The sequence below is a fragment of the Streptococcus infantis genome (assembly GCF_001579645.1).
GTDB classification, from domain to species: Bacteria; Bacillota; Bacilli; order Lactobacillales; family Streptococcaceae; genus Streptococcus; species Streptococcus infantis_E.
The window spans coordinates 199,472-212,639 of the sequence record NZ_KQ970818.1; the positions used below are offsets into that span (position 1 = coordinate 199,472).

Consider the following 13,168-nt stretch of genomic DNA (forward strand, 5'->3'; position numbering starts at 1 on the left):
CCGAATAAATTAGAATATCATATTTTGACTTCACCTTAGCTAAGTGTGCAATATTCCCATCAAATTCGATCGTCTGACCTTTGTATTTTTTAATAAAATCTTCAATTGTACTTTGATCCTCTGATTGTAGTAATACTTGGAATTCAGAGTTGTTTTCAACGGTAATTGTAGAAGATTGTGAGGGACTAGTTGACGAATTTTCGATAGAGTTTGATGATGAACTAGTTGACGAATTTTCAATAGAGTTTGATGATGAACTAGTTGAACTAGATGAGTTTTCAGTATTTGTTGATGATTGTTCGCTTGATTTTTCAGTTGTTTTTTCGACAATAGTAGTACTTGTAGAAGACGGAGAGGCTGTAGTTGGCTTGTTATCTTGAAATATAGCAAGTAGAAGCATAATAAAAAATGAAAGTAATAAAGCAGCCCCAACTAAATATGGAGTAATTTTTTTTAATTTTAGTTCCTTTTCGGTTAATGGTATTATATCTACTTCAGCTTCTTTTTCAAAAAAACCAAATATTCCGGCCTGTCCTTTTTCGATTATGTTTATGTGGACTTCATTTTTTTTAAGATTAAGTGCTGCTAAACCTTTCTCTATAGCTTCATCTACGTTTTTCCCTTTATAAATTGTCATAAACAACTCCTTTTGATATTGTTATATTGATTATCTCTTAAACATAAAAAAATAGCAAGCTTTTTCCTACTGGAGTTGAATTTTTTAGTGCAGTTGATTATGCAAAATAAATAAGAAAGAGCAGTTGAAAAATTACTGCTTTTTTGTTACACTAGATAGAAAGATTGTAGCGAGCAGAAATGGCTTTAGATATATAATCTTACAGAAATTTTCAAGTCATTTCACAAACTATCCAAAGGAGATATAATGGCAGACCGAGGCTTACTAATCGTTTTTTCAGGTCCTTCAGGAGTTGGAAAAGGAACGGTTAGACGAGAAATTTTTGAGAGTTCTGAAAATCAATTTCAATATTCTGTATCTATGACAACGCGGGCACAACGTCCAGGTGAAGTAGATGGTGTTGATTATTTCTTCCGTACACGGGAAGAATTTGAAGAATTGATCCGTCAAGGGCAGATGTTAGAGTATGCAGAGTATGTGGGTAACTACTATGGAACTCCTCTGACTTATGTTAATGAAACGCTTGATAAGGGAATCGATGTCTTTCTTGAAATTGAAGTACAGGGAGCTCTTCAGGTCAAGAAAAAAGTTCCAGATGCTGTCTTTATCTTTTTGACACCACCAGATTTGGAAGAATTGCAAGACCGTCTCGTAGGCCGTGGTACCGATAGTGCAGAAGTAATTGCTCAGCGTATCGAAAAAGCCAAGGAAGAGATTGCTTTGATGCGTGAGTATGACTACGCTATTGTAAATGATCATGTTCCTCTTGCCGCAGAACGTGTAAAACGTGTGATTGAAGCAGAACATTTCCGTGTAGACCGCGTGATTGGTCATTATCAGGATATGCTACCAAAGTCTCCGACTATTCGATAAAATTTAGAAAACAGGTACAAACAAATGATGCTTAAACCCTCTATTGATACCTTACTTGACAAGGTACCATCAAAATATTCACTCGTCATCTTGGAAGCAAAGCGTGCTCACGAATTAGAAGCTGGAGCACCTGCTACTCAAGAATTTAAATCTGAGAAATCTACTCTTCGTGCCTTAGAAGAAATTGAATCAGGGAATGTAACCATCCACCCAGATCCAGAAGGAAAACGCGAGGCTGTTCGTCGTCGTATCGAAGAAGAAAGACGATTGAAAGAAGAAGAAGAAAAGAAAATCAAAGAGCAAATCGCGAAAGAAAAAGAAGAAGGTGAAAAAATTTAAGGTTGGGGGGACTCAATCTTATTTTTTCTATTGCAAGAATACTCAATCAATTAAAAGGATTTAAGAAAAGAAGGAGGTGAGGATATGGCTATTGCAAAAATCATTGTGGATGTTCCCTTGATGCAGACAGACCAGCCCTATAGCTACAAGATTCCAGAGGAATTTGAAGGGATGCTGGAAGTTGGCATGCGGGTTCATGTACCTTTTGGGAAGGCCAATCGCTTGATTCAGGGAATTGTTCTTGGATTGGAGTCTCAATCTGATACAGATGTGGCAGACGAGGACTTAAAAGAAATTGCCGAGGTGCTGGACTTTTCTCCTGTCTTAACGGAGGAACAACTCTGGCTAGCAGAGGAACTACGTAAATCAGTTTTCTCCTACAAAATTTCTATCTTAAAAGCCATGCTCCCTGGATTTTTGAACTCTAGTTATGATAAAATCCTCTATCCTCTGGAAGGCTTGAGTCAGAAAGATAGAGACCGTTTGTTTGGATCGCAAGAGTCCTTAGCATTTTCATCTCTTGACCTAGAAAAGCAGGCTGAGATGATGCAATTGACTCGGAAAGGGCTTTTGAAACTAGAGTACCAGGCTGTGGATCAGAAGAAGGTCAAAACACAGTCTTGGATTCAAGTGAATCTTGACAAATTAGAAAAGCTAGAAATCTCAAATCGTGCCAAGAAGAAATTGGAACTGCGAGATTATTTATTAGCACATCCTGAAAGCACTCCTTTGTCAGCCTTATTAGAAAATTACTCACGGGAACAAGTCAATTACTTTGTGGAACAGGGTGCTTTGACGATTCTTCAAAAGGAAGTTCAACGCTCAGCTGCTTACTTTGAAGGAATCGAGTCGAATCAAGCCTTAGAGTTAAATCCAGAACAAAAAGAAGCCTGTGAGGCGGTTGTTGGAGCGATTGGGAAGAAATACCCTCCCTTTCTTTTACAAGGAATCACTGGAAGTGGGAAAACGGAGGTTTACTTGCAGATTATCCAAGGAGCCTTGGATATGGGGAAAACAGCTATCGTTTTAGTCCCAGAAATCTCTCTGACACCTCAAATGACGGAGCGCTTTATTGCTCGGTTTGGAGATAAAGTCGCCATTCTCCACTCTGGCTTGTCAAATGGTGAAAAGTACGATGAGTGGCGCAAGGTGGAGCGTGGAGATGCTCAGGTAGTTGTTGGGGCCAGGTCTGCTATTTTTGCACCTTTGAAAAATCTAGGTGTTATCATTATCGATGAAGAGCATGAGGCCAGCTACAAGCAAGATAGCAATCCTCGTTATCATGCTAGAGATGTGGCTCTTTTACGTGCCCAGTACAATCAAGCTGCCCTAGTTCTTGGTTCTGCAACACCGAGTCTAGAAAGCCGTGCGCGTGCTGGTAAGGGTGTCTATCAGCATCTACGTCTGACTCAACGGGCCAATCCTTTAGCAAGTATTCCTGAGGTTCAGCTGGTTGACTTTCGTGACTATATCGGACAAAATGAAACGTCCAACTTTACACCACCACTGATTGAGGCGATTCAAGATCGACTGGATAAAAAAGAGCAGGTTGTTCTCATGCTCAATCGCCGTGGTTATTCTAGCTTTGTCATGTGTCGGGAATGTGGGACTGTTGACACCTGTCCTAACTGCGATATTTCCTTGACGCTGCACATGGATACTAAGACTATGAATTGCCATTATTGTGGTTTTTCTAAGGAAATTCCTCATGTCTGTCCAAACTGTCAAAGTCGCAGTATTCGTTACTATGGAACAGGAACTCAGAAAGCCTACGATGAGCTAGCTGAACTCTTTCCAGAGGCACGTATTCTGCGCATGGATGTGGATACAACTCGCAAAAAAGGTAGTCACCAATCACTTCTTGAGCAGTATGGCAAGGGTGAAGCGGATATTCTTCTGGGAACCCAGATGATTGCCAAGGGCTTGGACTTTCCAAATGTGACCTTGGTTGGTGTTCTCAATGCGGATACAGCCTTGAACCTGCCTGATTTCCGTTCTTCTGAGAGAACATTTCAACTCTTGACCCAGGTGGCAGGTCGTGCAGGTCGTGCTGAAAAGGCAGGTCAGGTCCTGATTCAGTCCTATAATCCTCAGCACTATGCTATTCGTTTTGCCAAGGAACAGGATTATGAAGGTTTCTATGCCTATGAAATGGGCATCAGACGTCAGTTGGGTTATCCACCTTATTATTTCACAATTGGAATTACCTTGTCTCATAAGAAAGAAGAAGAGGTTCTTAGAAGAGCTTATGAAGTCATGGAAATATTGCGGTCAGGTTTGTCGGATGCTAGTATCATCCTTGGCCCAACGCCAAAACCTATCGCTCGTACTCATAATCTCTATCATTATCAGATTTTAATTAAATATCGTTTAGAAGATGAGCTGGGTCCAACCCTTAACCGGGTCTTGGCTCTAACTCAAGAACGGGAAAATAGTGAACTTCGTCTCAGTATTGACCACGAACCGCAACAATTTTTATAAGAAGGAGAAGATATGACAAAATTAATATTTATGGGAACACCTGACTTTTCAGCGACTGTTTTGAAGGGACTTTTGACAGATGACCGTTACGAAATTCTAGCCGTTGTGACCCAGCCAGACCGTGCTGTTGGTCGTAAAAAAGTGATCCAAGAAACCCCAGTCAAGCAGGCTGCCAAAGAGGCAGGACTTCCTATCTATCAACCTGAAAAACTATCTGGAAGTCCAGAGATGGAAGCTATTATGAAGCTAGGAGCGGATGGAATTGTGACTGCTGCTTTTGGGCAGTTCCTCCCAAGTAAACTCCTTGATAGCATGGACTTTGCGGTCAATGTTCACGCTTCTCTTCTTCCTAAACATCGTGGTGGAGCGCCAATCCATTATGCCTTGATTCAAGGGGATGAGGAAGCTGGTGTGACCATCATGGAAATGGTTAAGGAAATGGATGCAGGAGATATGATTTCTCGTCGTAGCATTCCGATCACAGATGAGGACAATGTAGGAACCTTGTTTGAGAAATTGGCGATTGTTGGTCGTGATTTGCTTTTGGATACTTTGCCTGCATACATTGCTGGCGAGATTCAGCCTCAACCACAGGACCCAAGCCAGGTTACATTTTCGCCTAATATCAAACCTGAAGAAGAAAAGTTGGACTGGAACAAGACCAATCGTCAACTCTTTAACCAAATTCGTGGGATGAATCCATGGCCAGTTGCTCATACTTTTCTAAAGGGCGAACGCTTCAAAATCTATGAAGCACTCCCTGTAGAAGGTCATGGAACTCCAGGTGAGATTCTTTCCATCGGTAAGAAGGAACTGATTGTCGCAACAGCAGAAGGAGCCCTGTCTTTCAAACAGGTTCAACCAGCAGGAAAACCTAAAATGGACATTGCTTCCTTCCTCAACGGTGTGGGACGAACTTTGGCAGTAGGAGAACGATTTGGTGACTAAAGTAGAAACGGCTAGAAGTTTAGCCCTAGAGGTATTGGAGGATGTCTTTATCCAACAAGCTTACTCCAATATCGCTTTAAACAAACATCTTAAGGGAAGTCAACTGTCAGCGGCAGATAAAGGCTTGGTGACCGAACTGGTCTATGGAACGGTAGCCCGTAAACTAACTTTAGAATGGTATTTATCTCATTTTATCCCAGACAGAGAGAAGCTAGATAGTTGGCTCTATGTTCTTCTTCTCATGAGTACTTACCAACTCCAATATCTAGATAAGGTTCCAGATCATGCAGTGGTCAATGAAGCGGTGGAACTGGCTAAACTTCGCAAAAAAGGTAGCGAAAAACTGATCAATGCAGTCCTTCGCCGTATCCTGCGAGAAGGTTTGCCAGATATTTCCAGTATCAAACGTAAAAATAAGCGTGATTCTATCGCCTACTCTTTGCCAGTGTGGTTGGTTTCTAAGCTCAAGGAAGAGTATGGAGAAGAGCGAGCGCAAGCGATTTTTGAGAGTCTTTTGCAACGCAATAAAGCCAGTATCCGTGTGACAGATTTGAGCCGAAAAGAGGAAATTAAAGCTTTGCTTGGTGCAAGTGATTCTCATTTATCTCCTGCTGGTCTGGTTAAGGAACAGGGGCATTTTGCTAGTCATGACTTGTTTTCAGAAGGACTTATTACTATCCAAGATGAGTCAAGTCAACTGGTTGTACCGACACTAGAGCTACAAGGTGACGAGCAGGTTTTAGATGCCTGTGCAGCCCCAGGTGGGAAAACAGCCCATATGGCATCCTATCTGACTACAGGTCAGGTAACGGCTCTAGATCTCTATGACCACAAACTCACTTTGATTCAAGAGAATGCTCAGCGTTTAGGTGTAGCGGACCGTGTCCAAACGCAAAAACTGGACGCTCGAAAAGTGCATGAATTTTTTGGCAATGATCAATTTGACAAAATTTTAGTTGACGCCCCTTGTTCAGGGATTGGTCTATTGCGTCGAAAACCAGATATCAAATATAATAAAGAGACAGCAGATTTCGCGTCATTACAGGAAATTCAATTGGAAATATTAGGTAGTGTTTGTCAAACGCTACGTAAAGGTGGTATAATAACGTATAGTACCTGTACTATTGTCTCGGAAGAGAACTTTCAAGTGGTTCAAGCATTTTTAGAAAGTCATCCCGAGTTTGAGCAGGTTAAACTAGAACATGAATGTAAGGATATCGTGAAAAATGGTTGTATCCTCATTACTCCGGAATTATACGGAAGTGATGGATTCTTTATCAGCCAATTTCGCAAGATATCCAATTAGGAAGGAACTGACACAATGGAGATTTCATTATTAACAGATGTGGGTCAGAAACGTACAAATAATCAAGACTATGTCAATCTTTTTGTCAACCGTGCCGGTCGTACAATGATCATCTTGGCTGATGGGATGGGAGGACACCGTGCAGGTAATATTGCCAGCGAGATGGCTGTAACTGATTTAGGTGTTGCCTGGGTTGATACGCAGATTGACACCGTTAATGAAGTTCGCGAATGGTTTGCCCACCATCTAGAAGTTGAAAATCAAAAGATTTATCAACTAGGACGAGATGAAGCCTACAAGGGAATGGGGACAACTCTAGAAGCCCTTGCAATCATTGATCATCAAGCTATTTATGCTCATATTGGAGATTCTAGAATCGGTCTCATTCGAGGAGAAGAGTACCGTCAACTGACAAGCGATCATTCCTTGGTTAACGAATTGCTCAAGGCGGGTCAATTGACACCTGAAGAAGCTGAGGCACATCCACAAAAGAATATCATCACACAGTCTATTGGGCAAAAAGATGAAATTCAACCTGACTTAGGAATTGTCAGCTTGGAAGCAGGTGACTATCTGGTCATGAATAGTGACGGTCTAACCAATATGATTTCAGGTAGTGAAATCTATGATATTGTGACTAGCGATATCTCGCTTGATGATAAGGCAGCCACTTTGGTACGCTTTGCCAACAATGCCGGAGGGCTTGATAATATTACAGTTGCCCTTGTTTCTATTGAGGAGGCGGCGGCACTATGATCCAAATCGGCAAGATTTTTGCCGGGCGGTATCGGATTATCAAACAAATTGGCCGTGGAGGTATGGCAGATGTCTACCTGGCCAAGGATTTGATTTTAGACGGGGAAGAGGTAGCTGTAAAGGTCCTGAGGACTAACTACCAGACTGACCCGATTGCTGTTGCGCGTTTTCAGCGTGAAGCGCGTGCAATGGCTGACTTAGATCATCCCCATATCGTTCGGATAACGGATATCGGCGAAGAGGACGGTCAACAGTACCTGGCTATGGAATATGTAGCTGGTCTTGATCTCAAGCGCTATATCAAAGAACACTATCCCCTCTCAAATGAAGAAGCTGTCCGTATCATGGGTCAGATTCTCTTAGCGATGCGCTTGGCGCACACTAAAGGTATTGTCCATCGTGACTTAAAACCTCAAAACATTCTTTTAACTCCGGATGGGACGGCTAAGGTAACGGACTTTGGGATTGCCGTAGCCTTTGCAGAGACCAGTCTGACTCAGACCAACTCTATGTTGGGTTCTGTTCACTACTTGTCACCTGAGCAGGCTCGTGGTTCTAAAGCAACGTTCCAAAGTGACATCTATGCCATGGGGATTATTTTCTATGAAATGCTGACAGGGCATATCCCTTATGATGGCGATAGTGCAGTAACCATCGCTCTCCAGCATTTTCAAAAACCTCTTCCTTCGGTCATAGCTGAAAATCCATCTGTTCCCCAAGCTTTGGAGAATGTGGTCATCAAAGCAACTGCTAAAAAGCTAACAGATCGATACCAGTCGGTTTCAGAGATGTATGTTGATTTATCTAGCAGTCTATCTTATAACCGCAGAAATGAACCTAAACTTGTTTTTGATGATGCTACTAAGGCGGACACAAAGACATTGCCAAAGGTTTCTCAAACAACCTTGACCTCTATTCCTAAGGTTCAACCACAGACAGATAGCCATCAGGCAACTAAAGCTAGCCCAGAAGTAAGCGCTAAAAAATCTGTGGAAAAACCAGTGAAAAAACGTCGTTTTAAAGCACGCTATCTGGTTCTACTAGCAAGTTTCGTACTGGTTGCGGCTTCTCTAGTATGGATTTTATCCAGAACACCAGCTACCATCGATATTCCAAAAGTTGCAGGTCAAACTGTTGCTGAAGCTAAGGAAAACTTGAAAAAAGCGAATTTTGAGATTGGTGAGGAGAAGACCGAAGCGAGTGATACCGTAGAAGAAGGTCGGGTCATCCGAACAGATCCAGATGCTGGCTCAGCTCGCAAGGAAGGGTCTAAAGTTAATCTGATTATTTCGTCTGGTAAGCAATCCTTTAAGATTGGTGATTACATTGGTAAGAAATCTACAGATGTCATTGCTGAGTTGAAGGAGAACAAAGTTCCCAAAGATCTGATTAAGATTGAGGAAGAAGAGACCAGTGAATGGGAACCAGGGGTGATTTTTAAACAAAGTCTCTCAGAAGGTACGACCTATGATCTTAGCAAGGCAACTTCTATCGTTTTGACTGTTGCTAAAAAGGTGACAACCGTGACCATGCCAAGTTATATTGGCTCAAGTCTTGAATTTACAAAGAATAACTTGATTCAAATTGTTGGTGTCAAGGAAGCTAATATCGAAGTAGTAGAGGTTTCGACTGCACCTGAGGGCACTGCTGAAGGAACTGTTGTCGATCAAAGTCCAAAACTAGGTGAGAAAGTTGATCTAAGTACGACACGTATAAAGATTTCTATTTATAAACCAAAAACCCCACCACCTTCTTCTTCTTTTTCTTCGGTTCCGTCTTCGAACCAGCGTAACACTAACAGAGTAGATAGTACAGTGCCATCACAAAGTCAATCGACTCCATCTTCGTCAACACATAATCAAACAGACGAACATAACACAGATAATTAATCAATCTTTGTCACAGTTTTTGTGACAAAGATTTTTTTTCCTTCAAATTTATGATAAAATAAAAAGGAGTTTTAGAAGGAGGAAAACATGGACGAAGTCAAACAACTGAATGCAGTGATCGATGTCATTATGCTAGCAGGAACGATACTGCTTCGCAATGGTTCTGAGATTTATCGTGTTGAAGATACCATGATTAGGATTGCTCATTCACAGGGCATTATGGATTGTAATGTTTTGGCCATGCCTGCCGCCATTTTTTTCTCCATTGAAAATACAAATATCTCTCGTATGAAGCGAGTGACCTCCTCTGCTTATAATATTGAGAAGGTGTGTGATGTCAACCAGATTTCACGGCAGCTTGTATCAGGACAGCTTGATCTGGATACAGCCTTTATCCAATTAAAGGAATTAAATGCCAAACCGTCTCCCTATACCAATGTTCAACTAACTGCTGCAGCGACTCTCAGTGCTCCTTTCTTTTCAATCATGTTTGGTGGGAATGTCTACGATGCAATCGGAGCAGGAGTAGCGACCTTATTTGCCTTTACTTGCTCTCTCTATGTAGAGAAGTTTATTCGTATTCCTTTTATGACTGCTTTTGCAGGTGCTCTTGTCTTTGGTTTGATTGCACAATTTTGGGCGCGCTATTCTGGTTTACCATCGACGGCGGATTTAGTGATTGCAGGTGCGGTTATGCCTTTTGTACCTGGAATTGCCCTGACCAATGCTGTTCGAGATATTATGACCAATCACATTAACTCTGGTATGAGCAAGATGTTTGAATCCTTGCTGATTACCCTTGCCTTAGGGGCTGGAACATCAGTCGCCCTCGTACTCATGAACTAATATGACACTAACAACATTTTTATTGCAAGCTCTGGCAAGTTTGCTTGCCATTATCACCTTTTTAATCGTTTTAAATGTCCAGCGTTCCATGCTGATCCCTGGTGGAGTTTTAGGGATGTCTATCTGGCTACTCTATTTGATACTTAAGGAACCAACCAATGTCATTTTGGCAACCTTTATTGCTGCTGTGATTGGTTCTTGTGTCAGCCAAATTATGAGTATCCTCTATAAGACACCAGCAGTTGTTTTTGCTCTGGCTATATTGGCACCACTAGTACCAGGTTATCTGTCCTATCGAACCACTTCCTTCTTCGTTACAGGTGACTACAGTCATGCCATTTCTAGTGCCATGTTAGTCATGATGTTGGCTCTCGTTATCTCCATTGGAATGGCCAGTGGAACAGTTTTGTTGAAATTGTATCATTATCTTAAAAAGAATCGAGCTAGCTAAGTCTCGATTTTTTGTAGCCCTAAAGTTCTGTTTGTTGGACTAGCCTAAAAATGAAATAAGGTTTTGAAAATGAACTTGATTTGGTGAATCAAGTCTTTTTTCGCTCATTTGACCTCAATTGTGATAAAATAGAGGTGAACGATTTTTTACAATGAATGATAAAAATAGAGGTAAATATGACAATCGGTATTGATAAGATTGGTTTTGCGACCAGTCAATACGTTTTGAAATTACAAGATTTAGCAGAAACCCGAGGAATTGATCCTGAAAAATTGAGTAAAGGGCTCCTTTTAAAAGAATTGAGTATTGCTCCTTTAACAGAGGATATTGTTACTTTGGCTGCTAGTGCAGGAAATTCTATCCTGACTGAAGAAGAGAAGCAAGAGATTGATATGGTTATCGTTGCGACAGAGTCTGGGATTGACCAGAGTAAAGCTGCAGCTGTCTTTGTACACGGTTTGCTTGGTATTCAACCATTTACTCGTAGTTTTGAAATCAAGGAAGCTTGCTATGGTGCGACTGCGGCCCTTCATTATGCTAAGTTACACGTAGAAAACTCTCCAAAATCAAAAGTTTTGGTACTAGCCAGTGATATTGCAAGGTATGGTGTCGAAACTCCTGGGGAACCAACTCAAGGAGCAGGTTGTGTTGCCATGTTGATTAGTAAAAATCCACGCGTTATGGTCTTCAACAATGATAACGTTGCGCAGACTCGTGATATCATGGACTTTTGGCGTCCAAACTATTCGACAACACCATTTGTAAATGGGGTTTACTCAACACAGCAGTATCTTGATAGCTTAAAAACGACTTGGGAAGAGTACCAAAAGCGTTATGATTGCGACTTGAATGATTTTGAAGCTATTTGTTTCCATTTGCCATATCCAAAGCTAGCTCTCAAGGGATTGAAAAAAATCCTCGATAAATCTCTACCTCAAGAGAAAAAGGATTTACTTCAAAAACACTTTGATGAGTCTATTATTTATAGCCAAAAAGTTGGGAATATCTATACAGGTTCACTCTTTTTAGGACTCTTGTCTCTTCTTGAAAATTCTGATAGTCTGAAAGCTGGGGATAAGATTGCCCTCTACAGCTATGGTAGTGGTGCTGTATCTGAGTTCTTTAGTGTAGAATTGGTTGAAGGCTATGAAAAACAATTGCAGAATAATCGCTTAGACTTGCTAGATCAACGTCAAGCTTTGAGTGTTGCTGACTATGAACGAATCTTCTTTGAAGAAGCAAACTTAGATGAGTCTGGTTCTGCAACTTTGTCAGGCTATGAAGGACAGGACTATGCTCTGGTTGAGATTGTAGACCACCAACGTCGCTACAGCAAGGTTGAAAAATAATGAAAAAAAATTGGAATGGATTTGCTAAAAAATCAATTCAAGAGCGCCTAGAACTAGTTAAGTCTCAGGCGCTTACTTCTATGGAAGCCCAAGAAAGTCTTGAGCAAAATGAGAATCTCAGTCTAGCAGTTGCGGACCAATTGAGTGAAAATGTGGTGGGGACCTTCTCGCTTCCATACTCAATAGTTCCAGAAGTTCTAGTAAATGGTCAAGAGTACACCGTTCCTTATGTGACCGAAGAGCCGTCTGTGGTTGCTGCAGCTGCATTTGCAAGTAAGATTATCAAGCGTGCGGGTGGTTTTACTGCACGAGTTCATCAGCGACAAATGATTGGTCAGGTAGCTATTTATCAGGTTCCAGATAGGGATAAAGCTTGTCAGGCTATTTTGAGTCAGAAAGCGGAACTACTCGAACAAGCAAACCAAGCCTATCCCTCTATTGTCAAACGTGGTGGTGGAGCGAGAGAGCTAACAGTTGAGAAAATTTCTGGTGAGGCTGACTTTTTAGTGGTCTATCTCTATGTAGATACTCAAGAAGCCATGGGAGCTAATATGCTCAATACCATGCTTGAAGCTTTAAAACCAAGTCTAGAGGCTCTAAGTCAAGGGCGAAGTTTAATGGGAATTCTATCCAACTATGCAACAGATTCTCTAGTAACCGCAACTTGTCGGATCGCCTTTCGTTATTTGAGTCGCCAGAAGGATGAAGCGCGTGAGTTGGCAGAAAAAATAGTTTTAGCTAGCCAGTTTGCCCAAGCAGATCCTTACAGGGCAGCGACCCACAATAAGGGAATCTTTAATGGGATTGATGCTCTCTTGATTGCGACAGGAAATGATTGGCGTGCCATCGAAGCGGGAGCACATGCCTATGCCAGTCATGATGGTTCCTATCGAGGTCTTAGTCGTTGGACGATGGATTTGGAAACAGAAGAGTTAATAGGAGAGCTGACTATGCCGATGCCAGTTGCTACCAAGGGTGGATCAATTGGTCTCAATCCTCGAGTCGTTCTCAGCCATGAGTTGCTAGGTCATCCATCAGCTAAGGAATTGGCTCAAATTATCGTGTCAATTGGTCTTGCACAAAACTTTGCAGCTCTTAAAGCTCTGGTCAGTACAGGGATCCAGCATGGACACATGAAACTTCAAGCAAAATCTCTAGCGCTTTTAGCAGGTGCGACTGAGGCAGAAGTACCTAAACTAGTGGAAAGCTTGATTGCTGAAAAAACTTTTAATCTAGAAAAAGCCCAAACGTTATTGAAACATTTAAGATCATAAGAAAAACTCAGACTGATGG

Annotated in this window: 12 protein-coding genes; 11 read left to right on the forward strand and 1 reads right to left on the reverse strand. The window is 41.5% G+C overall.

Features of this window, described 5'->3' with window-relative positions:
• Positions 1-637: DUF4839 domain-containing protein (locus SINDD18_RS01045; protein WP_061862777.1), on the reverse strand; the 637-nt coding region annotated here is incomplete at its 3' end.
• A 246-nt stretch (positions 638-883) separates the two neighbouring features.
• Between SINDD18_RS01045 and gmk the strand changes: the two genes are divergently transcribed.
• From gmk to SINDD18_RS01100, 11 genes are all read left to right on the forward strand, one after another.
• Positions 884-1,510 carry a guanylate kinase gene (gmk, locus tag SINDD18_RS01050; protein WP_000775049.1) on the forward strand — a complete coding sequence of 209 codons (627 nt, stop codon included), beginning with the start codon at positions 884-886 and terminating at the stop codon, positions 1,508-1,510.
• A gap of 24 nt (positions 1,511-1,534) precedes the next feature.
• Positions 1,535-1,849, forward strand: coding sequence for a DNA-directed RNA polymerase subunit omega (gene rpoZ / locus SINDD18_RS01055; RefSeq protein WP_006146546.1), 315 nt, complete (start codon positions 1,535-1,537; stop codon positions 1,847-1,849).
• Between the two features lie 84 nt (positions 1,850-1,933).
• Entirely contained in the window at positions 1,934-4,330 is a 2,397-nt protein-coding gene (locus SINDD18_RS01060; protein ID WP_061862778.1) for a primosomal protein N', read from the forward strand.
• 12 nt (positions 4,331-4,342) lie between these two features.
• On the forward strand, positions 4,343-5,278 hold the full coding sequence (gene fmt, locus SINDD18_RS01065) for a methionyl-tRNA formyltransferase (RefSeq protein WP_061862779.1): 936 nt from the start codon (positions 4,343-4,345) through the stop codon (positions 5,276-5,278).
• On the forward strand, positions 5,271-6,584 hold the full coding sequence (gene rsmB, locus SINDD18_RS01070) for a 16S rRNA (cytosine(967)-C(5))-methyltransferase RsmB (protein WP_049503496.1): 1,314 nt from the start codon (positions 5,271-5,273) through the stop codon (positions 6,582-6,584). The genes fmt and rsmB overlap by 8 nt, the downstream gene beginning before the upstream one ends.
• A gap of 15 nt (positions 6,585-6,599) precedes the next feature.
• Positions 6,600-7,340, forward strand: a complete 741-nt coding sequence (locus SINDD18_RS01075) for a Stp1/IreP family PP2C-type Ser/Thr phosphatase (RefSeq protein WP_061862780.1) — start codon at positions 6,600-6,602, stop codon at positions 7,338-7,340.
• Positions 7,337-9,229: a Stk1 family PASTA domain-containing Ser/Thr kinase gene (gene pknB / locus SINDD18_RS01080; protein WP_061862781.1), complete on the forward strand. Its 1,893-nt coding sequence runs from the start codon at positions 7,337-7,339 to the stop codon at positions 9,227-9,229. The genes SINDD18_RS01075 and pknB overlap by 4 nt, the downstream gene beginning before the upstream one ends.
• A gap of 87 nt (positions 9,230-9,316) precedes the next feature.
• Positions 9,317-10,075 (forward strand): threonine/serine exporter family protein, encoded by a 759-nt coding sequence (locus SINDD18_RS01085; protein ID WP_061862782.1) that lies wholly within the window; start codon positions 9,317-9,319, stop codon positions 10,073-10,075.
• 1 nt (position 10,076) lies between these two features.
• Entirely contained in the window at positions 10,077-10,526 is a 450-nt protein-coding gene (locus SINDD18_RS01090) for a threonine/serine exporter family protein (protein WP_045763178.1), read from the forward strand.
• A gap of 176 nt (positions 10,527-10,702) precedes the next feature.
• Complete coding sequence (locus SINDD18_RS01095; protein WP_061862783.1) at positions 10,703-11,875, forward strand: hydroxymethylglutaryl-CoA synthase; 1,173 nt, start codon at positions 10,703-10,705, stop codon at positions 11,873-11,875.
• Positions 11,875-13,149, forward strand: coding sequence for a hydroxymethylglutaryl-CoA reductase, degradative (locus SINDD18_RS01100; protein WP_061862784.1), 1,275 nt, complete (start codon positions 11,875-11,877; stop codon positions 13,147-13,149). Before SINDD18_RS01095 ends, SINDD18_RS01100 begins: the two co-directional genes overlap by 1 nt.
• Positions 13,150-13,168: the final 19 nt, after the last annotated feature.

Excerpts from the sequence above, each read along its gene's own strand:
- SINDD18_RS01060 (WP_061862778.1), top strand. The coding sequence starts at position 1,934 with ATGGCTATTGCAAAAATCATTGTGGATGTTCCCTTGATGCAGACAGAC.
- gmk (WP_000775049.1), top strand. The coding sequence starts at position 884 with ATGGCAGACCGAGGCTTACTAATCGTTTTTTCAGGTCCTTCAGGAGTT.
- SINDD18_RS01075 (WP_061862780.1), top strand. The coding sequence starts at position 6,600 with ATGGAGATTTCATTATTAACAGATGTGGGTCAGAAACGTACAAATAAT.
- SINDD18_RS01100 (WP_061862784.1), top strand. The coding sequence starts at position 11,875 with ATGAAAAAAAATTGGAATGGATTTGCTAAAAAATCAATTCAAGAGCGC.
- SINDD18_RS01090 (WP_045763178.1), top strand. The coding sequence starts at position 10,077 with ATGACACTAACAACATTTTTATTGCAAGCTCTGGCAAGTTTGCTTGCC.
- fmt (WP_061862779.1), top strand. The coding sequence starts at position 4,343 with ATGACAAAATTAATATTTATGGGAACACCTGACTTTTCAGCGACTGTT.
- pknB (WP_061862781.1), top strand. The coding sequence starts at position 7,337 with ATGATCCAAATCGGCAAGATTTTTGCCGGGCGGTATCGGATTATCAAA.
- SINDD18_RS01085 (WP_061862782.1), top strand. The coding sequence starts at position 9,317 with ATGGACGAAGTCAAACAACTGAATGCAGTGATCGATGTCATTATGCTA.
- rpoZ (WP_006146546.1), top strand. The coding sequence starts at position 1,535 with ATGATGCTTAAACCCTCTATTGATACCTTACTTGACAAGGTACCATCA.
- SINDD18_RS01095 (WP_061862783.1), top strand. The coding sequence starts at position 10,703 with ATGACAATCGGTATTGATAAGATTGGTTTTGCGACCAGTCAATACGTT.